This is a genomic window from Saccharopolyspora sp. NPDC002376 (genome assembly GCF_053593195.1).
Map to the genome: position 1 here is coordinate 52,515 of NZ_JBSFBZ010000026.1, position 23,945 is coordinate 76,459.

A 23,945-nucleotide genomic window follows, 5' to 3' on the forward strand; every position below is an offset into this window, starting at 1 on the left:
ACCCACCAAGGAGTACGCGTGTTGCGCATCAAGATGTTGTGTCTGTCCACCGGATTAGCCGTCGCAGCCACTGGAATCGGCGGCTTCTCCGCCGCTGCGGCAACCCCGGACGAGCTTACCGCGCCTTCGTCCACTGTGGACGTCGATCCGATGAAGGCTTGCTCGAACGCCCAGGAAACACCCGTGCGAACCGCGGCCGTGTTCAACGAACCCGCGAACGGTGAACCGACGGCGATCATGAGCCGGCTCTGCTCGCTCATCAAGCAGGCACCGGCCGGATCCCGGATCCGGATCGGCCACTTCGTGGTGAGCGGCAAGGCGGGAGCCGACTTCGCCGAGGTGCTCGGCGACGCCCACCGTCGCGGGGTCCAGATCCAGATGGTGCTCGACGGCTGGCAGGTCGACAAACCTCCGGCGCAGGCCATCCGGGAGGAGCTCGGCACCGATGAGGATCAGTCCTCCTGGCTGCACGTGTGCAGCAACGTCTCGCCGGAGGGCAACACCTCCTCCTGCCTGGGCACCAAGGGGAACCACAACAAGTTCGCGCTGTTCTCCGAGACGGCTGGACAGCAGAACGTGGTGATGCAGTCCTCGGCCAACCTCACCGACGTCAACTCGAAGACCTACTGGAACAACGCCGTCGTCCTGCACGGCAACCCGCAGCTCTACCGCGTGTACGACCAGTACTTCACCGAACTCGCCGCGGAGGAGCGCACGTCCGCCACGGCGGGAATCATCCACACCGGCATGCCCGGCGGCCCGGTCGACGTGTACTTCTCACCGGTGCCCGAGGGCGACCCCGTCGTAGAGCAGCTGGCAGGTGTCCACTGCACGCCGACCACCCGGATCGGTGTGGGGATGTCCGAGATCGACGACAGCCGGCTGGCCGCGATGGCACAGCTCGTCCGCCTGTCCAACGACGGTTGCGAGGTCCGGATCGTCCACGGCGGTGTTGAGCCGAAGGGGCAGGCGCTGCTCGATACCACGCCCGCCATCGAGGTCCGCACGCTGAAGGGCGACGCCACCCTGCCCGGCAAGGTCCACTCCAAGTACGTCGTGGTCGATCACGGCCGCAACGGCGCTGCCGCCGGCTGGGTGAGCACCGGTAGCCAGAACTGGACGCACACGTCGCTGCGCCGCAACGACGAGTCCACCCTCACCCTGCACCAGCCCGCCATGGTCGAGGCGTACTCGACCGCCTTCGACCGAATGTTCAGCGTGGCTGAACCGACCGAGTGAGGTTGAGTGCTTGCCCGGAGACCCGCATTGCCGGGCCTCCGGGGCTGGCGGTCACTTCAGTTCGAGGACGAACACCGGGATCTTCCGGTCGGTCTTCTCCTGGTATTCGGCGTAGGCCGGGTATGCCGCGACGGCCCGTTCCCACCACTCGGCCCGCTCCGCGCCCTCGACCTCGCGCGCGACGAAGTCCTTCGTCACGATTCCGTCCTGCAGCCGGAACTCGGGGTGCGCCTTGATGTTGTGGTACCAGGTCGGGTGTTCAGGGGCACCGCCCTTGGACGCCACGACCGCGTACCTGCCGTCGTGCTCCACCCGCATCACCGGGGTGTAGCGCAGCTTGCCGGTCTTCGCGCCGCGCAACGTCATCAGCACGATCGGCGCCCCTTGGATCTTGATGCCCTCGGTGGTCCCGGTCTCGAGGACCTTCTTCGTCTGCTCCTGCACCCAACTCGTGGGGCTGAGCTCAACATTCTCCTTCGACATGCCCACGAGCAACACGCCACCCGGAACCCCCATTCCCGGACCGCGGCACGTCCCCACGATCGGCGGACCTCCGGCCGAGACCATCGCGCAGCAGGTTGCTACGGGACAGCGACGAGGCGGATGGCGAGTCCGGCGAAGACCGTGCCGCTGAAGATGTTGAGCCCGCGCGCGACCCTGCGGCTGCGCCGCAGCGTCGCTGCGAGTCGGCCGGAGAGCAGGCCGATCGTGGCGTCGAAGACATCGTGGCTGGTCAGCCCTCCGGGTCGAGGCGGTAGAGCTCGGGGAGGTTGACCACGATCGCTTCCTGGGTGCTGCGGGCGATCACCACCACCGCCGGGTTGTCCGGGTCCGGGTTCTCCTCGCGGTGGGGGACGTAGGGCGGGACGAAGATGTAGTCGCCCGGGCCGGTCTTGATCCGGACCTCCTCGGCACCGTCGTGGAACACGAACTCCGGGTTGCCGCTGACCACGTGGATCGCCGTTTCCGACTCGCCGTGGTGGTGGTTGTCCGAGGCCGTCGACGGGGCCACGTGGGTCTCACCCATCCAGATCCGCTCCGAACCGACCAGGTCACCGCTGATCGCGGCCAGCCGCCGCATGCCCTCGGTCTGCGCGGTGTTCTTGTCCAGGTCGGCAGCCCGGACGTGGTGCAGCCGGGTGCGCAGCGAGGCGCGCTGCTCGTCGGGCACCGACGTCGACAGGTCCGGGTGGAAAGCGTCGTGCTGGGTCATCTGCGTCCTTCCTCGTACAACCGGTGCCCCGAGACAACCCCACTCCCACCCCCGCGCACAACCTCTCCCCCACAGTCGAACGAGGTCGACGTAACCTCGTGTCGTCAGGGACGCCGTCCGGATCGCGCAGCGGGCTTAAGCGGAATGGGATCAGTGATGTGGCAGGTGCATTCCGCAGCAGGTGACCGCGCGTGATCGAGCGACTGCTGCCGTCCGAGGTCAGCTGCGTCGAGACCTTCACCGACCCGTCCGACGTGGAGCTCTTCCCGGAGGAAGAAGCGATCATCGCGCGCGCGGTGGGCAAGCGCCGCCGGGAGTTCACGACCGGCCGCTGGTGCGCGCGCCAGGCGCTGAGCCGCATCGGCGTCGCGCCGGAACCACTGGTGGCCGACGAGCGCAGAGCGCCGCAGTGGCCCGCGGGAACCATCGGCAGCATCACGCACTGCTCGGGCTATCGAGCGGCGGTCGTCGCGCACCAGGCGAAGGTGCACTCGCTCGGCGTCGACGCCGAACCGCACGAAGCGCTCCCCAAGGGTGTGCTCGACGTCGTGTCACTCCCATCCGAACGCTCCCAGGTGGCTGAGCTTTCCGCTGCACGTCCTGAGCTCCGCTGGGACCGGATCCTGTTCAGCTGCAAGGAAACCGTCTACAAGACCTGGTACCCGATCACCCACGAGTGGCTGGGCTTCGAAGACGCCCGCCTCGACCTGCGCCTCGACGGCACGTTCACCGCCCACCTGCTCAAGTCGGGAACGGACCGCAACGGCAACGCGCTGACGGAGTTCACCGGCGGCTGGCTGGTCGACAACGACCTGATCGTCACCGCCATCGCCCTCCCTTCCCGCTGAACCGAGAAGACGGCACATTCCCGAGGCATGGCCAGAACAGTCCACAGTGGATGCCACTGTCGCACCACCTGATCTGCTTCTCCTCACTGGCCGGGCGTCATTCCTCCTCCGGTGGGCGGGGCGGTTCGGCGGCGATCTGGTTGAGCACCGCGAGGTGGCGCGCGAAGGCCTGCTTCCCGTTGCCGGTCAGGGCGAGCCAGGTTCTCGCGCGGCGGCCGACCCGCCCCTTGGTGACCCGCACGTAGCCAGCCTTCTCCAGCGCCGCCACGTGCTGCGACAGCGCCCGCCGATCCCAGCCATGCTCTCGATCCAGGCCTGCTACCACACCGATGAGGGGTGGACCGAGGTTGAGCGTCGAGCTGTTGCGCCCGATTACGTGGTGCCCGCATATTTCGACGCGGAGGATGTCGACGCGTATTCGGGGGTTGGCTACCGCGTGGCGCCGCTGGACGACGAAGGTCGGATCATCGATACCAGGTCCGTCGAACACTGATCCGCAACGCCCGGCTGCCTCTTCCAGGCAAGAGACTTTCGCTCGAAGCTTTTCGGGGTAGAATGGTCGAAGCTACACCCGTTTCCCGAGGAGCAATGCCTTGAGCAGTACCCGCCCTGACCCGTGCACCGACGACGACGAGATCATCACCTGGTGGGGTCTCGTCATCGAGGGCTACCACGTCACCCAGGGCAAGCTGGCCGCTGCGATCACCGAGGAGTTCGACCTCGCCCCGGCCTCCTTCGACATCCTGCTGCGACTGGTGCGCTCCCCCGAGCACCGGATGCCGATGACCAAGCTCGCGCACGAGGCCGCGCTCAGCAGCGGCGGCTTCACCAAGGTCGCCGACCGCATGGTCAAGGCCGACCTGATCCGCCGCGAACCGTGCGCGAACGACCGCCGCGTCACCTACGCGGCCCTCACCGACCACGGCCTGGACATCGCGCAGCGCTCCCGCAAGTCCGCCGCCGAGGTCCTGCGCCGACACGTCCTGGCACCCCTGGGCGAAGCCGACTCGGCCGCGCTGGCCGAAGCGATGCGCACGCTCCGCGAAGCCAACAGCTGACCGATCCTCGGACCGTCCCCCACCGGGTCCCCGCTGACAGCGAGGACCCGGTTTTGCCGTTGCGCCTCAGCGTCCCACTCGTGCATCCTCGCGTGCATCTGGTGTCCTCATTGGACAATTCGCTCGATCGGTCGGCTGCCTCGATTCAACGGCGAACAGATGACAGATCAGATCATCGTCCAACATGGATGTTCTCCCTCGCCGATTTGCCAATGGGTTCACCGGAATTCACATTCTTGAGCCGAAGAAACATGTCTTGACAGCGTTCTCGGACTGCCCTAGTTTCAGAATCGAAGTCCGGGAAGAGACGCGGAATTCGCGTCCAACAACCGGGGGTCCGCTCAGGTCTGGCGGCGGGGGCGGGCCCCCACCCGGGCGATTCTCAGTACAATGTGCACCCGATCTTTTCGCGTTAAAGTCGTTACGCCGCAAAAGCTTCTGGCCATGCCAATTTCCCACCTGCCATACCCGCTGGGTCGACCGATGCCATGCCACACCAACAGCATCGATAGATGTGGACGACCCAACGCAGGAGTGCAGTTGGAAATGGGTTGCTCCTATGTTCAATGCGGCAGGCGGCTGCTTGCAGCGCGAGTCGATTTCGCCTAAAACTGGCCGCGTTTTCGACGGAAGCATGCGGTTGGGTGGCGAACCAGTTTTAGGCAAAATCGACAGACGTCACCACCTTCTGGCCGGCGGCAATAGGACTACCTGGGTTTCTCGTTCACCGTCCTCACCCTGGACCAATCTTTTTAGGGTGCAACATCGGCGTAGCTGGGGCCGATCTTCGCGCTGGTGAGGTAGGCGGTCGCCTCACCCTTCACACCGTCGGAGCGGTACACACCCCACTTGTCGGTCACGAAGTCCGCGCGGAGGGTGGCGCCGAGGAACTGGTTCTGTCCACTGAGGAGTTGTTCCTCGCCGTTGTACCAGAACCGGACCCAGCCCTCGCTCGGGTCGCTGGAGACGCGGACGCCGACGACGAAGCTGTTCCAGCTCTTCCTCGGCATCGGGATCTCCCACAGCCGCGTGGTCTTCAGGTCCGGGTCGTTGTACTCCAGGTCGAGCACGTCGCCCCGGGCGCGCAACGACAGCGGCGGCGTGGCGGCGCCGGCCCCGTAGTCCTTGAGCTGCCACAGCACCACCCACTCCTTGTCGGCCGTCGGCAGCGGATCCCACATCGACTGCCAGCCGATGTAGTAGGTGTCGCCTTCGGTGAACCGCAGTCGTCCGCCGTCGGTGGTGCGGTGTCCGCGCGTCTCCACGCGGACCCGCTCCGAGCCCTGCTGCTCCCCGGAGGTGTGCAGCCGGTACACCGATCCGTGCTCGCCCTTCGGGTCGTCCACCACGTCGACGCTGCCGGGTTTCTTCTCGATGCCCTCGAAAACCGAAGTGCCGCGCGAAGTATCAGCTTCCCAGGACGTCGACGGGGACAGCAGAGCCGAGCCCGACAAGAGCATTGCCGCGCCGACCGCGACGCCCGCGCTGAGCAGTCGTCGCATCCCGATCACCGGACCCGCTCGCGCACCCACTCGCCGGCGGGCTTGAGCTGGTCGGTGCCGGGGTACGGTCCGGCGTCGCAGGTGCCTTCCTTGAACACCGCGCCGGAGCGGGAGTCATCGGAGTAGTTCCAGTTGGTCCAGCTGATGTTCTTCTCGGCCATCAGGTCGATGTAGCGCTGCGCCATGTCGAAGTCGTTGCCACCGTCACCGGTGGCCTCCTGCGTCCCGAATTCGGTGACGAACATCGGCAGTTCGTCAGCCGCGCGCGCGAGCGTGTCCAGGTACTCGTCGCCGTGCGAGGCCGCGTAGAAGTGGAAGGTGTACATGATGTTGTCGGCGTTGACCGGGTTGTCGACGATTTCCTTCTCATCGGCGTCCTCGGACACGCCCAGCGACGACCAGGCGCGGGTGCCGACCAGGATCACCGAGTCCGGGTCCTGCTCGCGGATCACCGGGATCAGCTCTTCGGCGTAGCTCTTGATCTCGTTCCACTCGACGCCGCTGGGCTCGTTGGCGATCTCGTAGAGCACGTTCGGCTTGTCCTTGTGGCGCTGGGCCACTTCGGTGAAGAACGTCTTGGCCCGGTCCAGGTTGAAGTTCGGGTCGCCCGGGTCGAGCATGTGCCAGTCGATGATCGCGTACATGCCGCGCTCGGTGGCGTCGTCGACGTAGTTGTTCACCATCTCGGTGAACTTCGCCGGGTCGTCCTCGTAGCCGCCTTCCTGGATGTACATGGAGATCCGCAGCACATCGGCCTGCCAGTCCTGGGCCAACGCGTCCAGCGATTCGTCGTTGACGCACTGGCTGTACCACTGCAGACCGTGCGTGCTCATCCCCCGCAGCTGGACCGGCGCACCGGTGCTGTTGCACAGCTTCATCCCGCACACGGACAGAACTCCGTTCTGCGCAACGGGAGTCAGCTCGGCAGGATTCGTCGCGCTGGGCGCGGCGGCCTGGGCCGCGGTGCCGGTCACGAGTAGAGTCGCGGCGATGGCCACCGCGCGGACAGCGTTCTGCCACCTCATCAGCATCTCCTCGGTTGAAGGCGATTCTGGCGGCGGAGAAATCGGAAACTTAGTTTCCAATTGCGGGCCACGCTAGCTACCGGGGAGAAACACCGTCCATACCCCACAACTGGGACTTGTCACCACCGAACACGACTGGTAGGCGCACGCATTCGTCCTGGTCAGCGCGCATGTCTGCCCGTTTTCGTGGGACCTGCCGGCGATCAGGTCAGCGCGTCGACGCCGGTGAGGGACCGGCCGATGATCAGCTTCTGCACCTGGCTGGTGCCCTCGTAAAGGGTCAGCACCCGGGCGTCGCGGAGGTACTTGCCCACCGGGTACTCGTCGATGAAGCCGTAACCGCCGAAGACCTGCAGCGCGTTGTTGGCCACCTTGACCGCGGTCTCGCTCGCGTGCAGCTTCGCCATCGACGACGCCTTGGTCAGCGCCTCCCGGGACACACCGCGCTCGGCCATCGCCGCCGCGCGCAGGGTCAACAGCCGTGCCGCCTCGACCTCCACCGCGGAATCCGCGAGGAGCTCCTGCACCAGCTGCCGGGACGCGATCGGCTTGCCGAACTGCACGCGCTCCCCCGCGTACCGGGTCGCAGCGCTCAACGCCGCCTGCGCGACTCCGACCGCGCCTGCTGCAACCGAGATCCGGCCCTTGGTCAGCGCACCCAGCGCGATGCCCAGCCCCTTGCCGACCTCGCCGAGCCGCGCCGAATCCGGCACCCGCACCTCGTCGAGCACCAACTCAGCGGTGGCCTGGCCGCGCAGGCCGAGCTTGCCGTGCACGGTGTTGGCGGTGAAGCCTGGCGAATCTGTGGGCACCAGGAAAGCCGTGATGCCCCGACCACCGTCGTCGCTGGTCCGTGCGAACAGCAACGCGACCTTCGCCCAGGTTCCGTTGGTGATGAACATCTTCTGCCCAGTGATCACCCAGTCTCCCGAGCGGGAGGTGCCCCCCACATCGCGGCGAGCGCGGGTGGTCAGCGAACCCGGGTCGGAACCGGCATCGGGTTCGGTCAGCGCGAAGCATCCCAACCCTTCGCCACTGGTCAGCATCGGCAGCCAGCGCTGCTTCTGCTCCTCGGTGCCGTAGGTGGCGATGGACTTGCTGACCAGCCCCAACGACACCGACACGATGCCGCGCACCGAGGAATCACCACGCCCGAGCTCCTCGATGACCCGCGCGTAGCTGACCATGTCGGCCTCGACCCCGCCGTACTCCTCGGGGAGCGTGAGACCGAGGAACCCGAGTTCGCCGAGCTTGCGCACGATCGCCAGGTCGACCTCCTCGCGGCGGTCCCACTCGCGCACGTGCGGCACGATCTCGGCGTCGACGAACTGCGCCGCCATCTCCTTGAACGCGGTCTGGGTGTCGGTCAGTTCGAAGTCCACGATCTTCCTCTCGCTCGTCGGTGTCGCGCGCTCACCACGGCGAACGGACTGCTCACCCCGGTAGACGGCGCGAGAAGTCCGTTCGCTCGCTTGGCGACAGGTGAGGTCAACGGTCCGTTCGCACCCCGAGGAACGGGCCGTGCGCCCCGATCCGTCAGGTGAGCAGGTCTCGCGGGGTGGTGCCGGTTTCGGTGAGTTCCAGGCCGAGCTCGGCGCGCTCGACCAGCCAGCGGCTGGGGCGGTAGCGCGGGTCGCCGGTCGCCGAGTGCAAGGTGCGCAGGATCGACAGCACCCGGCGCGGACCGATGTGCTGGCCCCACTCCAGGGGTCCGCGCGGGTAGCCCAGCGCGAGTCGCACGGCGGTGTCGATGTCGGCCGGACTCGCCAAGCGCTGCTCGGCGATGAAGCAGCTGGTGTTGACGATCGCGGCGACGATCCGCTGCGCCACCATGCCCGGGCTGTCGCGCACCACCGTCACCGCGCGACCGGTCGCAGCCAGCGCGGCCCAAGCGGATCGCGCGAACTCCTTGTCGCAGGCCGGATTCACGGACAGGACGTAGCGAGCCTCCGTGCTGAGCGGATCAACACCGCACACTCGCGCGACAGGAAGGTCAGCCGACCGCGCGGCGCCCGCAGCGCTGTGCCCGTGCGGCGTGACCAGCACGACCGCCTCGTCGGAGGGTTCCGCACCCCGCTCGACCTGCACGCCCGCGCTTTCCAGCGCGTTGAGCAGGTCGGCGCTGTCCGACCAGACCGGGTGCGCCACCGATTCCGGTGCCTGCGGTTCGGGTTCCTCCTGCTTGACGCCGTCGAGGTAGGAGTAGAAGCCCTCCCCTGTCTTGCGGCCGAGCAGCCCGGCCTCCAGGCGGGTGCGGGTGATGGGCGACGGGCGCAGCCGCGGGTCGCCGTAGTAGCCGGACCAGATGCTCTCCATCGCCGGGTGGGTGACGTCGAGCCCGGTCAGGTCCATCAGCTCGAACGGGCCCATCCGAAGGCCCAGCACGTCGCGGCAGATCCGGTCGATGTCCGAGGTGGAGGCCAGGCCCTCGGCGAGGATCTGCAGCGATTCGGTGACCAGCCCGCGGCCGGCGTGGTTGACCAGGAAGCCGGGGGTGTCGGTGGCGCGCACCGGTGTGTGGCCGAGCCGCTGCACCAGCTCCACCAGCGCGTCGGGGATCCACGCCGCGGTCCGGGCCCCGGGGATCACCTCGACCAGGCGCATCAGCGGCACCGGGTTGAAGAAGTGCAGACCGGCCAGCCGGCTCGGGTCGCTCAGCGCGGTGGCGATAGAGGTGACCTGCAGCGAGCTGGTGTTGGTGGCGAACACGGCGTGCGCCGGGCAGATCTTCTCCAGCCCGGCGAACAGCTCGCGCTTGGTGTCCAGGTCCTCGCGGACCGCCTCGATCACCAGGTCGCACTCGGTCGGCGCCAGCGGACTGTCCACCGGCCGCAGCCGGTCCCGCGCGGCGGCTGCCTGCTCGGCGGTCATCTTGCCCTTGCCGGCCAGCTTGTCGAACATCCGGCCGATCTGGTCGACCGCGGTGGTCACGGCCTCGGTGCGCGCGTCGGCGAGCTCCACGGTCAGGCCCGCCGCCGCGGCGATCTGCGCGATGCCGCGCCCCATCACCCCGGTGCCGATCACCCGCACCGCGTTGACCTGCTGCGCCCACTGCATGGTCGACCTCCCGCCAAGGTTGCCCTCAACGCACCTTCGCACGCCCACGCCAAGAGCGTCCAATACCGAATTGGCCTGTCAGTAATACTCGATCGCACTTAATCCCCACGTGTTCCGATGCGCAACGGCGCTGTGCTACGAACGAGAGCGGCGGCGGAACGAGCCGTCCGGAACCCGAAGGAGCAAGCGATGCGCGAAGCGGTGATCTGCGAACCGCTGCGGACCCCGATCGGCCGGTTCGGCGGGGTGTTCAAGACGGTTCCGGCCGTCGACCTGGCCTCGACGGTGATCAAGGCGCTGCTGGAGCGCACCGGACTCGACGGCTCGGCGATCGACGAGGTGATCCTCGGCCAGGGCTACCCCACCTCCGACGCCCCGGCGATCGGCCGGGTGGCGGCGCTGGACGCTGGACTGCCGATCGAGGTCGGCGGCACCCAGCTCGACCGCCGCTGCGGATCCGGCTTGCAGGCCGTCCTCGACGCCGCGATGCAGGTGCAGACCGGCGTCAGCGACGTCGTGCTAGCCGGTGGCGCGGAGAGCATGAGCAGCGCGCCGTTCTACACCACCGAGGCCCGGTGGGGCATCCGCGGCAGCGGTCTGGAACTGCACGACTCGCTGGCCCGAGGTCGGGTCACCGCCGGTGGCGCGAACTACCCGGTCCCGGGCGGCATGCTGGAGACCGCCGAGAACCTGCGCCGCGAGTACGGGATCTCCCGCACCGAGCAGGACGAGCTGTCCGTGCGCTCGCAGCAGCGCGCGGCTGCCGCGCAGAGCGCCGGGCTGTTCGCCGACGAGATCGCGCCCGTGACGGTGCGCTCCCGCAAGGGCGACACCGTGGTGGAGGTCGACGAACACCCCCGCCCCGAGACCACAATGGACTCTTTGTCGGCACTGAAACCCGTTCTGGGCAAGAAGGATCCGGAAGCGACGGTCACCGCGGGCAACGCGAGTGGCCAGAACGACGCGGCGGCGATCTGCGTGGTCACCACGCCGGAGCGCGCCGCCGAACTCGGCTTGCGCCCGCTGGTCCGACTGGTGTCCTGGGCTCGGGCGGGCGTCCCGCCACGCACCATGGGCATCGGCCCGGTCCCGGCGACGGCGAAGGCGTTGCAGCGCGCCGGAATCGGCCTCGACGACGTCGACCTGATCGAGCTCAACGAGGCGTTCGCGGCGCAGGTGCTGGCCTGCACCCGCGAATGGGAGTTCAAGCCGGCCGACTTCGACCGCCTCAACGTCAACGGATCCGGCATCTCCCTGGGCCACCCCATCGGCGCCACCGGAGCCCGAATCCTGGCAACCCTGTCCCGCGAAATGCACCGCCGAGAAGCCCGCTACGGCCTCGAAACCATGTGCATCGGAGGCGGTCAGGGCCTCGCGGCAGTCTTCGAACGCATCTGACGCGGAGAGACGACGGGCGCCTTTCGCCATGCACGGCGAAAGGCGCCCTTCCAATGGGCGAGGCAACCGCCGTGGCCCCCTCCCACCCGTTGAGCGCGAAGGTCGGCCCCTGGTTACGCTCTTCGACAGCGTTGATCGTCCCCATTCACACAGGTAGTGAGGTGCCCATGTCCAAGGTCCGCTTGGCCACGAATCACGGCGACATCCTTCTGCAGCTGACCGCCGAGAAAGCACCGCAGACGGTGGAGAACTTCGTGCAGTACGTCCGGGACGGCCACTACGACGGCACGATCTTCCACCGCGTGATCAACAACTTCATGATCCAGGGCGGCGGGTTCGAACCCGGCATGACGCAGAAGCCCACCCGCGGCCCCATCCAGAACGAGGCCGACAACGGGCTGAAGAACCACGAGTACACCGTGGCGATGGCCCGGACGATGGACCCGCACTCGGCCTCGGCTCAGTTCTTCATCAACGTCGGGGACAACGACTTCCTGAACCACAGCGGGAAGAACCCGCAGGGCTGGGGTTACGCGGTGTTCGGCGAGGTGATCGAGGGCCAGGGGGTCGTCGACGCGATCAAGGGCGTGCGCACGGGTTCCAAGGCCGGACACCAGGACGTCCCCCAGGACGACGTGATCATCGAGAAGGCCGAGATCGTGGAATAGCGGGATGCGACGACTGCCCAGCGACACTGAGCAGCACGGACGCTGAAATGGCCACCGTTGGCGAAACGATGTGCATCGGCGGCGGCCAAGGCATCGCCGTAGCTTTCGAACGCATCTGACGCATCGGGGCGAGGGGCACTTCGACGAATCCCTCGCCCCCGGTGGCGCCGCCCTCAGCCTCCGGAAGCGACGAGCACGATGAAGATCAGGCAGACGATGATGTTCACCAGCCAGCTGTGGGCGTTCATCCAGTCCCTGACCTTCGGCATCACCTTGATCGCGCGCTTGTGCAGCACCAGGTAGAGCAGCAACGGCAGCGCCGCGATGAACGCGGTCGCCGCCACGAACGGGATCGCGCCGACCAACCCGGTCTTGTTGTGCTGCAGGTTCAGTCCGACGGTCAGCATCACCAGGATGTCCGACGGCATCGCCAGGATGACCAGCAGCCCCGTCTTCAGCGCCGTGGCCGGCGTCGCCGAAAGCAGCGCTCCGAGCCATTTCGGCGGCTCAGCCGTCTTCCGCCCGAGGTAGGACTTCACCGCTGCGAGCGCCAACAGCCCGATGAGCACGATCTGGATGGCCTTGCCCAGCGCACTGGCCTCGCGCGATTCGCCGTCGATCGGAACGGCGCCCCCGAGGACGGCGGCCAGACCACCAGCAACGCTCACACCTAGCACAGTCGCGACGACCACTCCGATGAGGAACGCCACGGACACCCGCACTGGACGCTCGGCAGTCACGAGCACGATCGCCGACATGATCTGCGGTCCGGCCATCATCGTGATGGCCAGCGGCAGTATCTGCAGGCTCACAGCGCACCTCCACCGCTGCCCCGGAGCCCGCGCCTACCGGCGGCTGATCTCCTTGCCGTGCGCGACCAAGGCGTAGATCACCACCGCGTCGAGCACGATGACCACCGCTGACCAGAGCGGGTACGCCGCGAAGAAAGCGATGTTGGCCAGCAGGCTGATCGCCGCGAGCACGACCGCCACCACACGTGCCCACGTGAGCCCGCTGAACAACCCCACCCCGGTGGCGACGAGGACCGCCCCCATGATCAGGTAGCTCCATCCGATCGTCCCGTAGCTGACGTGGACCGCCGTCCCGGAGGCCGTGAGCACGGTCCCCGAGTGGGCGAAGGCGATCACACCGTTGACGATCTGGATGATGCCGACCACCAGCAGGACTGCGGCCGCGAAGTACGCCCACCCCACCCAGCCGGTGTGCGCACGCCTTGCTCCATGCGTTGTCATGACCGCACTCCCCCGTTCGACCGCCGGTTCGCTCCGGTGAATCCACCGTGCAGGTGCTGAATTCCTCGCTCCAGGGAACAAAGACCCGACCGGTGACCTGCGCGCGTCCTGTCCGGCTTCAGTCCGCGTCAGCGCCTCCGAAGATCTCGCGCAGCTGCGCTTCCTGATCGCCGGAGAGGTTGGTGTGGATGAGTTCGGCCTGGTCGCCGTGGAAGGCATCCGCGACCTTGTCCGGAACCGCGTCCGAGGTCAGGGCGAACAGCCCCGAGGTCCCCGGCGTGATCTTGGCGCGCACGGCGTCGACGAAGTCGTCGTCGATGCCGACGTGCCGCATGCTGACCGCGCCGAGGGCGGCGCCGGTGGCAACTCCGAGCAACGGGATGAAGAAGATCATCCCGAACAGCAGCCCCCAGAACGCACCGCCGAGAGCACCACCGAAACGCTTGTCGTGCCGCGTCTTCGGCCGCTTGCCTTCTTCGGGCCAGGAGACCACAGCCGCGTCGTGGACCTTGATCAGCGCTTCCTTCTGAAGCCGTTCCAGCGTGTGCAGGGCGTCCTCAGCACCAGTGCTGCTAGGGAACTTCCATGCGGTGAGCGTGGCCATGAGCTCGCTCCTAGGAGATGGTCGTCGGTCCGCGCACGGGCGGGAAAACGTCCGCCACCCGGGCCTGTTCAGCGTGGACCGCACCGACCTCGTCTCGGCAGAGCCGTTGGTCCTGTCGAAACGAGGCCGCGCACCAACTGGACGTGCCGGTGGCCGAACAGCAGGCGCAAGCACCATGCACCTCACCGCCATCGCCCGGCCACCGGCGCCTGCCTAGATCCGATCGCCAGCGGGCGACAACGCGTACCAGTAGCCCCCGTCGGAGAACACGCCTTGACCGTTCGTCTGGCCTGGTACGTCGTCGCCGACGTAGTAGTACAGCGGATGTCCGTTGTAGACGACCTGCTGCTTGCCATCCGGGCGCAGAGCGGTCGAGAGCAGTTCCTGGTTCACCTCCGCGCCAGCCACCGGTGGATCGGTCGTGGTCAGCGGCGGCCAGTCGCTCGCGCACTGCTCGAGGCAGGTGGGCTCCGACTTCCCGTCCTGGTCGAACAGGTACACCGTCCGACCGTCCGGACCGGTGAGCACCGCCGCGCCCAAATCAGGCACCTGGTGGACCTGGACCACGATCGCCCCGCCGGTGACGGGCGGCGCGGGCGAGGGCGGCGGAGGGGTGCCGACACCGCTATTGTCTGGTTCCTGACCAGGGGGAACGCATGCGGCGGCCAATGCCAGTGCACCGCAGACCAACCCGATGCTTCCCCATGCGGATTTGCGGTGTCGGATGGCGCGGCTCATCGCAGCCTCCCTGCGGCCGAGGCGGTGCGCTCGAAGATAACTCGCAACATCAGCCCCTGCTCGTTCGCAGGAACCCGCGAGTCACATCTGCACGATCTGGATGAGGTTGCCGCAGGTGTCGTCGAAGACCGCGGTCGTCACGTCGCCCATCTGGAGCGGTTCCTGGGTGAAGCGCACGCCCAGGCCGGTGAGGCGGTCGAACTCCGCGCGGACGTCGTCGACCTGGAACGAGGTGGCCGGGATTCCGTCGTTGACCAGGGCTTCGTTGTACGACTTCGCGGCGGGGTTGCTGTCGGGCTCGAGGAGCAGCTCGACGCCGTCCGGAGCTTCCGGCGAGACCACCGTCAGCCAGCTGGCTTCGCCGAGCGGGATGTCGCGCTTCTTCTGGAAGCCGAGCACCTCGGTGTAGAACTTGAGCGCCTTTCGCTGGTCGTCGACGAAGATGCTGGTCACGTAGATCTTCACGGGGTCTCCTCCGCTTCTGGTTTGAGCCACCGGTCCACGAGGTGTGCCAGTGGCCCTGTGTTGAGGTGGTGGAACTTGTAGCGACCGTCCCGCCGGGCCTCGACCAGACCCGCCCCCGTCAGCACGTCGAGGTGCTGGGAAATGGCCTGGCGGGACGACGCCGAGCCGTGCTTTCCGGCCAGTCGGGCGCAAATCTCGAAGAGGGTCTGGCCGTCATGGTCAGCCAGTTCGTCGAGGATCGCCCGCCGGGTGGGGTCCGCCAGCGCTTTGAACACGTCGCTCACGAAGCCCACTATAGGCAAGTATTTGCTTGCCTATCATCTCGGGTTGAGTATCGCCTGGTCAGCGATGGTGCGCGACCAGCTCGTGCGCTTCTTGCGCTCCGGACGGGTGGGCGTGGATGAGCGCGCCGCCGAGTCGCGGCAGCTCGTGCCAGAGGCGGTGCTCGGCGTCGTGCGCGATGCGATGCGCCTCGGCGAGGGTGAGCTGCGCGTCGACCTCCAGCTCCACTTCGATGCGGAGGCAGTGACCGACCCAGCGCAGCCGCAGATCGCCGACAGCGCGCACACCCGGAGCGGCGGCCAATGCGCGTTCAGCTCGGCCGACCAGCTCGGGGTCGACGGCGTCGAGCACCCGGGCGAAGATCTCCTTGGCCGAGCTCCACAGCACCGCGGCGATCGCAGCGGTGATCAGCAGTCCGACGACCGGGTCCGCCCACCACCAACCCAGCCCCGCTCCGGCAGCCGAGCCGAGCACTGCGAGACTCGTGAGTCCGTCGGCGCGAGCGTGCATCCCGTCGGCGACCAGCGCGGCCGATCCGATCTCCCGGCCAACGCGGATGCGGTAGCGCGCGACCAGCTCGTTGCCGGCGAAGCCAAGCAGCCCGGCCGCCGCCACCCAACCGATGTGGTCGACGCGCTGCGGGGAGACCAGCCGCGCCACTGACTCCCAAGCCGCCATCGCGGCCGATGCGGCGATCACGGCGAGGATGATCAGACCGGCCAAGTCCTCGACACGACCGAGCCCGTAGGTGAACCGGCGCGTCGCCGCACGCCTGGCCAGCAGGAAGGCGATCGCGAGCGGGACCGCGGTCAACGCGTCCGCGAAGTTGTGCAGCGTGTCGCCGAGCAGGGCGACGGAACCGGTGTACGCGACCAGGACGGCCTGTCCGGCAGCCGTGACCGCCAAGGCTCCGAACGAGATCCACAGCGCCCGCATGCCCTTCCTGCTGGCTTCCAGCGGACGGTCGACGGACTCAGTTGCATCGTGGCTGTGCGGCGTGACCGCGTGCTTGAGCCGCGACCAGCGGTGATCGTGCCCCGATCTCGTGCGTTTGAGCCACACCTGGACTCCCCGGATTCGGCGACATCCGAACCATAGACCGCCGACTGGGTGCGCGACAACGCTGCAACTGCAAGGAAATCGCAGGTGCGGATGCCCCGCGGAGGAAAATCCACAGTGGATCCACCGCGGGGCTCGACGTCACTTGTTGGGGCGCAGCGTCCAGATGATCGACATCTCGCCGGTGACCGCGCCGTCCGCGCGCTGAATGCTCACCTTGACCGGGAACTCGGGGCGCTCCCCCGCGTCCAGCTCGGCCACGACGTCGGCGATCGGGCGGCCGAGTTCCGCGGTGGCCGTCACCTCGCCCATGGCAAGCTTCTTGAAGTCGATCTCCGAGCGGACGGCCAGGGGCACCGCGCGGTTGAGCTGTTCGCCGAACGCCGCGATCACGATGGCGCCACTGGCGGACTCGGCGAGGGTAAACATCGCACCGGCGTGCGGGCCGCCCACGTGGTTGTGGAAGTCCTCTTGGTCGGGCATGCGAAGGACGGCCCGCTCCGGGGCGACCTCGAGGTACTCCAGGTTGAGCGTGCGCACCATCGGCACGGCTTCGGAAAGGGCGGCGCCGAGGCCGGCGGTCTCATTCGTCATGAGAACGATGCTACTCACGAGTAACTTGCGCTGACAACACCGGCCCGATCACCACGGATCCGTAGCTCAGCGACGGCAGCTCCGGCACGTCGACGACCTTCGCCACCTGCCCGCTGCCGCGGTCCAGCCGAACCAGCGCCGACGCCCCGGCACGGGTGGCGCCGATGCCGCAGAGCTCGCCGTCGACCGGGTCCGCGTCGAAGTCGTCGAACGACCGCCACGACTGATCCTCGATGGCGACCATCGACAGCACTTCCAGGAAGGCCCGACACCCGGTACCAGTGTCCACTTTGTACAAATACCCGTTCTCCACCAAGTATCAACGGTTTCCGGATATCGCAGTCACCGACGCCAGCACACCAGCGCGGGAACAGCCTGGTGCCGCTGAAGAGGTTCGACAGCACCAGTACGAAGGCGAGCACCACCGCCTGCAGGCCGCTGACGATGGTGAACGCCTGCCCCACCGCGCCGTTGCCACTCGGCCGCCCCTCGTCCTGGCCTAGCCGGCGCACCAGGTAGCCGACCAGCGCGGCCGCCACCGAGGCGCCCAGCACCCAGACCAGGCCTGCAGGTAGATGCTCACTCGACGCTCCGCAGACCTTCGCTGCGCGGCACGACAGGTTCGGGCACCAGCAGATCACCGACCTGGCAGCTCAGGGCGGTGCAGATAATGTCCAAATCGGACAGTTTGAGGCTGGCTGGGGTCTTCGACCACAGACCGGACATCTTCCCAGCCGAGACCACCAGGCCGTGGTCGGCGAGCAGCCGTTGCAGCTCGGCGGCCTTCCAAATACCTCGCTGGGCCGCGACCAACCGCAGGTTCCACTTCACGACGACATCGCCTCCCACTCGATCTCCGCAGACCTGATGCCGCTTGCGCACACGCTCGCCCGCCTCCTGATGCACGAGAGCGGGCAGCGCTGCCCGCTCGACACGATTTCAGAATCACTGAAGGAAACACCGCGAAGAACGCGATTCTTCCGCGGCCCGAACAGTACTCCGAAATGGACGGAGCGCGGATGGTCCGATTCGTGGAATCTGGCTATTCGAAGTGGATCACCCGAGTGGAGCAATGAGGCCGAGGAATACGACGTGATCACCGGAACGGCCTAGTGCAAGCAGGCGCAGCACCGCCGAATTGCGGGACAGAATTGCTGAGCGCGATTACGCAGAGTTCCGCGCAAGCCGCGAGCAAGCTGATCAAAATCGGGCACGCAACCTCGTGCTTTACCGATTCGAGCTGCACGTTCGGGTGACTGTACGGTCGAGATCAGCAGTGCTAACGTCGCCGTCAGCAGCGAGCAAGGCAGCCACTCGGCAACCGACTGGCCATCTTTTCCAGCCATTCTCAATTTCAGCGAAACCATTCCTCCGCACAATTCGTCTGCCCGAACTCGGCGAGCGAGATGATTGGTGGTATTGGCGTGACTGCGACCGAACCGCTCAGCACCGGCGAGACCCGTGCGCCGCAGTTGAGCCTGAGCGCGGCAGCGGCCCGAAATCCGGTGACGACGACCAAGTCCATCCCGCAGATGCAGGGCACCACCTCCCGCTGGTTGGTACGGATGCTGCCGTGGATCGACGTCGGCGCCGGCACCTACCGGGTCAACCGGCGCGGGACCTACCCGCAGACCACCGAGGTGGAAGGCCGCCAGGTGCAGGCCTGGCGCGGTGTGCCGCTGCTGCCCAGCGACAAGATCCCGATCAGCGACAACGGGACCAGCTCGATCCTCTGCATGCGCACCGGCGAGCAGGACAGCGGTGTGGTCGGCCTGCACCAGACCGGCATCCCCGACGAGTACCAGCCCGGACTCTCCGCGCGGTTCATGGGGATCAACGACCAAGCCGTCATCTCCTACCTCGTCAGCACCTACTTCTCAGCGGCCGTTCTGGTGCCCGACGCCCTCGGCGTTCTCGAACACGTCGAGACCAACCGCTGACGACTCGTTGGGTCGTGAGCGCACGCTCGCGCCCTGACCACGCAGCTGGTCGCGGCGGAGAGGTCAACCGGATCCGCCGCAGGAATCCCACTGTTTCGAAAGGGAAATCGGATGACCACCATGCAACAGGACGCCCACCGGGCAGGCGCGGCTTACGAGGCACTGACCCGAAGCCGCACCATGGTCGAGCCCGCACTGCGGGCCGCGGTCGACCGGTTGCCCACCGCGATGCAGCAAGTCGCCGGCTACCACTTCGGGTGGTGGGACGAGCACGGCAACCCGGTGCGCGCTGACCGCGGCAAAGCACTGCGCCCGGCCATGGTGCTGCTCACCGCCGGCGCAGTCGGCGGTGACCCCGCGGTGGCCGTCCCGGCCGCCGTCGCCGTCGAGCTGGTGCACAACTTCTCGCTGCTGCACGACGACGTGATGGACGGCGACGTGACCCGCAGGCACCGCCCCACCGCGTGGACGGTGTTCGGCAGCGGCCCAGCGATCCTTGCCGGGGACGCGTTGCTGACGTTGGCGGCCGACGTGCTCGGGGCATGCCGCCATCCCACAGCATCCGATGCCGTGCGGACGTTGAGCACGACCGTGCTGAACCTGATCAACGGGCAGGTCGCCGACCTGTCGTTCGAGGACCGCCGCAGCGTGGACCTGGGCGAGTGCCAGCGGATGGCCCGCGACAAGACCGGCGCGCTGCTGGGATGCGCGTGCGCGCTCGGGGCGATGTTCGGCGGTGGCAAGACCGACCAGATCGCCCGGCTGCGCAGTTTCGGCGAACGGGTCGGGCTGGCGTTCCAGCACGTCGACGACCTGCTGGGGATCTGGGGCGATCCGGCCATCACCGGCAAACCGGTGTTCGCCGACCTGTGCACCCGCAAGAAGACCCTACCGGTGGTCGCCGCGCTGACCTCCGGCACGCCAGCTGGACAGCGGCTGGCCGCCATCTACCTCGGCGACCGACCGCTGTCCGGCAGCGACCTGGCCCAATCCGCCGAGCTGATCGCCCTGGCGGGCGGACGCAGCTGGAGCCAGAACCAGTCCGACGAACTCCTCAACTCAGCCCTGTCCGACCTCCGCCGAGCCGACCTCGCTCCCCGAGCGTCCGAACAGCTCGGCGCCCTGGCCCACCTGATGACCCACCGTGACCACTGACCATCCAGGTCCGTCACCCGGGGTCACATCGAATCGACGTTCCCCGGGTGACGGTCAACGGCGGCGGTTGCCGAACAGACCTCTCGTGATCTCACGGCCGAGCGCACTCGCCGCGGATCGGAAGAACGATCGGACTGCCGCGTTGTCCGCCACCACGTCCTCCTCGCGCTGATCAGTCCCGGCTTCGAACACTAGGTCCGCTGGTCGCGGGCGCCGTGGTGAGCCATCCGGACGAGCGACACGTCGGTGAGTCCGACACCCGCCGGTCCGGAGCCGCCTACCTCCCCGCACGGCGACCGTCAACCGGATGCTTCCGCCCAGTTCTCTCCCTTGACAGCGCGGTCCACCGCACGCCTAGAGTGCTCTGGTCGGACGATCAGCTCGCACCCCTTCAGTCCACTGTGGATTACCAGGAGGCAGTCCGTTGCACGACGTTCGCACGGCCATCGTCACCGGCGCGGGATCCGGCATCGGATACGCCACCTCCATCGCACTCGCCGCCGAGGGCTACCGGATCGTGGCCATCGACATCTCCGCCGACGGGACCGAACGAGCTGCTCAGGCAGTGGCCGAAGCGGGCTCGGAGGCGTTGCCGGTCTCGCTGGACGTGCGCGACGCCGATGCGTTCGAGGCGGCCGTGGACAACGCTGAGCAGCACTTCGGCGCCACTCCGCAGCTGCTGGCCAACATCGCCGGGATCGGCATCGCCGCGACGGTGACCGAGACCAGCCGCGAGGGCTGGGACGCTGTGCTCGGCGTGAACCTGACCGCGCTGTTCGAGACCTGCCGGATCGTGCTGCCCCGGATGGTGGCGGCCGGCGGTGGCTGCATCGTCAACGTCTCCTCGGTCGCCGGCGTGGTCGGCGTGCGCAACCGGGCCGCATACTGCGCGTCCAAGGCCGGAGTCATCGGGCTCACCCGCTCCATCGCCGTGGACTACGCCGACCAGGGCATTCGGGCCAACGCGATATGTCCCGGCACCGTGGGCAGCGAGTGGATAGGCAAGATCCTGGCCGACGCCCCGGATCCCGAAGCCGCACGCAAAGCCATGGAACAACGCCAGCTGGACGGCAAGATGGGCACTCCGGAAGAGGTCGCCGAGGGAATCGCGTTCCTGGCGAAGTCGCGTTTCGCCAACGGCAGCGCCTTCGTCATGGACGGCGGCATGACCGCGATTTGAGTCGGCACCTGGAAGGAGTGGGACCGTGAGCGCGTCCGATCTCGATCGGCTCCGGCAGCGGATCAGCGAGGAGGACGGCCTGGTCGTGGCGTTCTCAGGGGGTGTCGACTCGGCCCTGGTGGCGGCCGTGGCGCACGAGGTGCTCGGCTCGCGGATGCTGGCCGTCACCGCCGTCTCCCCCAGCCTGGCCGCTGCGGAACGACGTCATGCCAAGGAATTCGCCCGCACCCGCGGCTTCGCGCACGTCGAGGTCTGCACCGACGAGGGCGAGCGGCCGGAGTACGCGGCCAACGGTGGAAACCGCTGCTACCACTGCAAATCAGCCCTGTTCGACGCGGTCGAGCCACTGGCTGCGGCGTTGGGCGCGCGGATCGCGCTGGGCACCAACCTCGACGACCTCGGCGATCATCGCCCCGGCCAGCAGGCGGCCGCACAACGCGGTGCCATCGCGCCGATGGTGGACGCTGGGTTGACCAAGGACGCCGTTCGCCGGGCCAGCCGCGAGCTCGGCCTGTCCACCGCGGACAAGCCCGCTGCCGCCTGTCTGGCCTCCCGCGTCGCATACGGCGATCCCGTGACCCCGGAGGTGCTCGGACGCATCGAGCGCGCCGAGACCGCCGTGCGGGCACTGGGTTTCGATGTTTGCCGGGTGCGCGCGCATGCCCAGGGCACCGTTGCTCGGCTGGAGGTACCAGACGGCGACATCGACCGTGCAGCTGCGCAGCACGCCGAGCTGGACCGGGTCGTGCGCGAGTCCGGATTCGAGTTCTGCTCACTCGACCTGGGCGGATTCCGAAGTGGACGGATGAACGCGCTGCTGCCGCTGCTGCCGACCCGGACCGCGTCATGACCGGGTTCGCCGACCTCGGCTACGCGCGGGTGGACACCGATCGGGAAGCCCGGCAGGGGCTGCCCGAAGTCGTCTACGCGCCCGGCAAGCAGCCTGCGGAGATCACCGGCATCGTCACCGAACTGCTCGCCCGCAGCACCGGCCCGGTCCTCGTGACCCGGTTGGAAGCCGGCATCGCCGCGCAGGTCCAGGTGCCCGGTGGCAGCTACGACGAGACCGCGCGCCTGCTGGTGTGCCGACCGGCGCAGCCCCGCCCGTTCCGGGTGTGCATCGCCACCGCGGGCACTGCGGACTGGCCGGTCGCCGCCGAAGCCGAGGCGGTGTGCGCGGCGATTGGGCTGACCGCGCACGTCGTGCGGGACGTCGGAGTGGCCGGTATCCACCGGCTGCTGGCGGCTCGCGAGGAGTTGGCACAGGCGGATGCGGTGATCGTGGTGGCCGGGATGGAAGGTGCCCTGGCCAGCGCGATCGGCGGTCTGGTGGCGTGCCCGGTGATCGCGGTGCCCACGTCGACCGGCTACGGCGCGGCATTGGAAGGCGTGACGGCGCTGCTGGCCATGCTGACCTCGTGCGCCGCCGGTCTGACCGTGGTCAACATCGATTCCGGCTTCGGCGCAGCGATGGCCGCGCACCGGCTGGCCCACACCGCGGCGGAGCGTCGATGATCCTCTGGCTCAACCCGGTCACCGGGGTATCCGGCGACATGCTGCTCGGCGCACTGCTCGGCCTCGGCGCACCACTGGCGGAGGTTCGCGCTGCGGTCGAGTCGACCGGTCTGCCAGGCTGGCAACTACGCACCGAGGCGGTCCAGGTCAACGGCATCGCAGCGACCAAAGCTGTGGTGGAGGTCGACGACACGAGCAGCGAACGGCACGCCTCGGAACTCATCGCACGGATCCGTCAAGCCCGGCCCGAGCCCGTCGCGGAACTCGCTGCAGCGGCGGTCCGCGCGATCGCCGAGGTGGAAGGCGCTCTGCACGACCAGCACCCCGACGACGTGCACCTGCACGAGATCGGCGGCCTGGACACCGTGGTCGACACCGTCGGCGTGGCCGCCGCACTGCACGCTTTGGGTGTCACCGCAGTGCATTCCGCACCGCTGGCACTGGGCACCGGCACAGTCCGCTGCGCTCACGGCGTGCTGCCCGCCCCTGCTCCGGCAACGCTCCAGCTGCTGCGCGGCGCAGCGGTCGTCGGCACCGACCTACCCGGCGAGACAGTCACACCAACCGGCGCCGCTCTGCTCACCACAATCGGGACCGAGTTCGTCCCACCACCAGCGATGACCGTCCAGAACACCGCCTTCGGCGCCGGCACCCGACGCTTCCCGCAACGCCCCAACGTCCTCCCAGCAACCCTCGGCACCCCGCTGACCACCGAACCGGCTGAGCCGATGCTGGTCCTGGAGTGCAATGTGGACGACGTCACGGGGGAGCTGCTCGGTCACGTCATCAACCGAGCCCTGCAAACAGGCGCAGCCGACGCGTGGACGACACCGTCGACGACGAAGAAGTCCCGCCCCGCCCACGTCCTGCACGTCCTGTGCCACCCGCACCGAGAACCAGAGCTGACCGAACTACTCCTGTCCGAAACCGGCAGCCTCGGCATCCGCAGCCACCAGGTCAACCGCCGAGCCCTCCCCCGCCACACCACCACCGTCACCGTCGAAGGCCACGAAATCCGTGTCAAGCACGGACCATGGCGCGCGAAACCCGAGCACGACGACGTCGCAGCAGCCGCCGAAGCCCTGAACCGGCCACTGCACGTCGTCACCGCCGAGGCCCTCGCAGCCAGCCAGCGATCGGACTGATCTGCGG

At 67.9% G+C, this 23,945-nt stretch carries 27 protein-coding genes and 1 pseudogene; 11 read left to right on the forward strand and 17 right to left on the reverse strand.

Annotated features, from left to right (window positions below; genetic code table 11):
* Positions 1-18 precede the first annotated feature (18 nt).
* Positions 19-1,239, forward strand: a complete 1,221-nt coding sequence (locus tag ACWCO2_RS18790; protein WP_450129011.1) for a phospholipase D-like domain-containing protein — start codon at positions 19-21, stop codon at positions 1,237-1,239.
* 51 nt (positions 1,240-1,290) lie between these two features.
* On the opposite strand, the gene ACWCO2_RS18795 is transcribed toward ACWCO2_RS18790, so the two are convergent.
* Positions 1,291-1,722 (reverse strand): nitroreductase family deazaflavin-dependent oxidoreductase, encoded by a 432-nt coding sequence (locus tag ACWCO2_RS18795; protein WP_450129012.1) that lies wholly within the window; start codon positions 1,720-1,722, stop codon positions 1,291-1,293.
* 250 nt (positions 1,723-1,972) lie between these two features.
* A complete protein-coding gene (locus ACWCO2_RS18800) occupies positions 1,973-2,452 on the reverse strand; it encodes a cupin domain-containing protein (RefSeq protein WP_450129013.1) in 480 nt (159 codons plus the stop codon).
* A gap of 191 nt (positions 2,453-2,643) precedes the next feature.
* On the opposite strand from ACWCO2_RS18800, the gene ACWCO2_RS18805 reads away from it, so the two are divergent.
* Positions 2,644-3,300 (forward strand): 4'-phosphopantetheinyl transferase family protein, encoded by a 657-nt coding sequence (locus ACWCO2_RS18805; protein WP_450129014.1) that lies wholly within the window; start codon positions 2,644-2,646, stop codon positions 3,298-3,300.
* A gap of 97 nt (positions 3,301-3,397) precedes the next feature.
* Here ACWCO2_RS18805 and ACWCO2_RS18810 read toward each other — a convergent pair whose 3' ends face one another.
* Positions 3,398-3,790: a transcriptional regulator gene (locus ACWCO2_RS18810; protein WP_450129015.1), complete on the reverse strand. Its 393-nt coding sequence runs from the start codon at positions 3,788-3,790 to the stop codon at positions 3,398-3,400.
* A 103-nt stretch (positions 3,791-3,893) separates the two neighbouring features.
* Between ACWCO2_RS18810 and ACWCO2_RS18815 the strand changes: the two genes are divergently transcribed.
* Complete coding sequence (locus tag ACWCO2_RS18815) at positions 3,894-4,358, forward strand: MarR family winged helix-turn-helix transcriptional regulator (protein ID WP_450129016.1); 465 nt, start codon at positions 3,894-3,896, stop codon at positions 4,356-4,358.
* A 752-nt stretch (positions 4,359-5,110) separates the two neighbouring features.
* Here ACWCO2_RS18815 and ACWCO2_RS18820 read toward each other — a convergent pair.
* The 4 genes from ACWCO2_RS18820 to ACWCO2_RS18835 all read right to left on the reverse strand — a co-directional run bounded on the left by ACWCO2_RS18820 (position 5,111) and on the right by ACWCO2_RS18835 (position 9,942).
* Positions 5,111-5,860 (reverse strand): heparin lyase I family protein, encoded by a 750-nt coding sequence (locus ACWCO2_RS18820; protein WP_450129017.1) that lies wholly within the window; start codon positions 5,858-5,860, stop codon positions 5,111-5,113.
* A 5-nt stretch (positions 5,861-5,865) separates the two neighbouring features.
* Positions 5,866-6,885: a glycoside hydrolase family 5 protein gene (locus ACWCO2_RS18825; protein WP_450129018.1), complete on the reverse strand. Its 1,020-nt coding sequence runs from the start codon at positions 6,883-6,885 to the stop codon at positions 5,866-5,868.
* A 203-nt stretch (positions 6,886-7,088) separates the two neighbouring features.
* Positions 7,089-8,267, reverse strand: a complete 1,179-nt coding sequence (locus ACWCO2_RS18830) for an acyl-CoA dehydrogenase family protein (RefSeq protein ID WP_450129019.1) — start codon at positions 8,265-8,267, stop codon at positions 7,089-7,091.
* A gap of 154 nt (positions 8,268-8,421) precedes the next feature.
* Positions 8,422-9,942, reverse strand: coding sequence for a 3-hydroxyacyl-CoA dehydrogenase (locus ACWCO2_RS18835; RefSeq protein ID WP_450129020.1), 1,521 nt, complete (start codon positions 9,940-9,942; stop codon positions 8,422-8,424).
* Positions 9,943-10,131: 189 nt separating this feature from the next.
* Here ACWCO2_RS18835 and ACWCO2_RS18840 point away from each other — a divergent pair, with 189 nt between their 5' ends.
* Both ACWCO2_RS18840 and ACWCO2_RS18845 read left to right on the forward strand, forming a co-directional pair.
* Positions 10,132-11,340, forward strand: coding sequence for an acetyl-CoA C-acetyltransferase (locus tag ACWCO2_RS18840; RefSeq protein WP_450129021.1), 1,209 nt, complete (start codon positions 10,132-10,134; stop codon positions 11,338-11,340).
* A gap of 167 nt (positions 11,341-11,507) precedes the next feature.
* The gene (locus tag ACWCO2_RS18845; RefSeq protein WP_450129022.1) at positions 11,508-12,008 is read left to right on the forward strand and encodes a peptidylprolyl isomerase; all 501 of its coding nucleotides are present in this window, start codon (positions 11,508-11,510) and stop codon (positions 12,006-12,008) included.
* Between the two features lie 173 nt (positions 12,009-12,181).
* On the opposite strand, the gene ACWCO2_RS18850 is transcribed toward ACWCO2_RS18845, so the two are convergent.
* The 10 genes from ACWCO2_RS18850 to ACWCO2_RS18895 form a co-directional block, all read right to left on the reverse strand.
* Positions 12,182-12,820 carry a GAP family protein gene (locus ACWCO2_RS18850; RefSeq protein ID WP_450129023.1) on the reverse strand — a complete coding sequence of 213 codons (639 nt, stop codon included), beginning with the start codon at positions 12,818-12,820 and terminating at the stop codon, positions 12,182-12,184.
* Positions 12,821-12,853: 33 nt separating this feature from the next.
* Positions 12,854-13,261, reverse strand: a complete 408-nt coding sequence (locus tag ACWCO2_RS18855; RefSeq protein WP_450129024.1) for a DUF7144 family membrane protein — start codon at positions 13,259-13,261, stop codon at positions 12,854-12,856.
* A gap of 118 nt (positions 13,262-13,379) precedes the next feature.
* Entirely contained in the window at positions 13,380-13,865 is a 486-nt protein-coding gene (locus ACWCO2_RS18860) for a DUF1269 domain-containing protein (protein ID WP_450129025.1), read from the reverse strand.
* Between the two features lie 213 nt (positions 13,866-14,078).
* Positions 14,079-14,414 (reverse strand): COG4315 family predicted lipoprotein, encoded by a 336-nt coding sequence (locus tag ACWCO2_RS18865; protein WP_450129026.1) that lies wholly within the window; start codon positions 14,412-14,414, stop codon positions 14,079-14,081.
* Between the two features lie 270 nt (positions 14,415-14,684).
* Entirely contained in the window at positions 14,685-15,068 is a 384-nt protein-coding gene (locus tag ACWCO2_RS18870) for a VOC family protein (RefSeq protein WP_450129027.1), read from the reverse strand.
* Positions 15,065-15,352: an ArsR/SmtB family transcription factor gene (locus ACWCO2_RS18875; RefSeq protein ID WP_450129028.1), complete on the reverse strand. Its 288-nt coding sequence runs from the start codon at positions 15,350-15,352 to the stop codon at positions 15,065-15,067. Before ACWCO2_RS18875 ends, ACWCO2_RS18870 begins: the two co-directional genes overlap by 4 nt.
* A 58-nt stretch (positions 15,353-15,410) precedes the next feature.
* Positions 15,411-16,412, reverse strand: coding sequence for a cation diffusion facilitator family transporter (locus tag ACWCO2_RS18880; protein WP_450129029.1), 1,002 nt, complete (start codon positions 16,410-16,412; stop codon positions 15,411-15,413).
* A gap of 138 nt (positions 16,413-16,550) precedes the next feature.
* Entirely contained in the window at positions 16,551-17,003 is a 453-nt protein-coding gene (locus ACWCO2_RS18885) for a DUF4442 domain-containing protein (protein WP_450129030.1), read from the reverse strand.
* A 10-nt stretch (positions 17,004-17,013) separates the two neighbouring features.
* Positions 17,014-17,247 carry a hypothetical protein gene (locus ACWCO2_RS18890; protein ID WP_450129031.1) on the reverse strand — a complete coding sequence of 78 codons (234 nt, stop codon included), beginning with the start codon at positions 17,245-17,247 and terminating at the stop codon, positions 17,014-17,016.
* A 335-nt stretch (positions 17,248-17,582) separates the two neighbouring features.
* Positions 17,583-17,852, reverse strand: a complete 270-nt coding sequence (locus ACWCO2_RS18895) for a helix-turn-helix domain-containing protein (protein WP_450129032.1) — start codon at positions 17,850-17,852, stop codon at positions 17,583-17,585.
* A 761-nt stretch (positions 17,853-18,613) separates the two neighbouring features.
* On the opposite strand from ACWCO2_RS18895, the pseudogene ACWCO2_RS18900 reads away from it, so the two are divergent.
* The 6 genes and pseudogenes from ACWCO2_RS18900 to larC all read left to right on the forward strand — a co-directional run.
* Positions 18,614-18,943: pseudogene (locus tag ACWCO2_RS18900) on the forward strand (Crp/Fnr family transcriptional regulator); the annotation flags it as partial.
* 111 nt (positions 18,944-19,054) lie between these two features.
* Complete coding sequence (locus tag ACWCO2_RS18905; protein WP_450129033.1) at positions 19,055-20,098, forward strand: family 2 encapsulin nanocompartment cargo protein polyprenyl transferase; 1,044 nt, start codon at positions 19,055-19,057, stop codon at positions 20,096-20,098.
* Between the two features lie 424 nt (positions 20,099-20,522).
* Positions 20,523-21,278: an SDR family NAD(P)-dependent oxidoreductase gene (locus ACWCO2_RS18910; RefSeq protein WP_450129034.1), complete on the forward strand. Its 756-nt coding sequence runs from the start codon at positions 20,523-20,525 to the stop codon at positions 21,276-21,278.
* Between the two features lie 25 nt (positions 21,279-21,303).
* Positions 21,304-22,128 (forward strand): ATP-dependent sacrificial sulfur transferase LarE, encoded by an 825-nt coding sequence (gene larE, locus ACWCO2_RS18915; protein ID WP_450129035.1) that lies wholly within the window; start codon positions 21,304-21,306, stop codon positions 22,126-22,128.
* Positions 22,125-22,793, forward strand: a complete 669-nt coding sequence (gene larB, locus ACWCO2_RS18920; protein ID WP_450129036.1) for a nickel pincer cofactor biosynthesis protein LarB — start codon at positions 22,125-22,127, stop codon at positions 22,791-22,793. The genes larE and larB overlap by 4 nt, the downstream gene beginning before the upstream one ends.
* Positions 22,790-23,938, forward strand: a complete 1,149-nt coding sequence (larC, locus tag ACWCO2_RS18925; RefSeq protein ID WP_450129037.1) for a nickel pincer cofactor biosynthesis protein LarC — start codon at positions 22,790-22,792, stop codon at positions 23,936-23,938. The genes larB and larC overlap by 4 nt, the downstream gene beginning before the upstream one ends.
* Positions 23,939-23,945 lie beyond the last annotated feature (7 nt).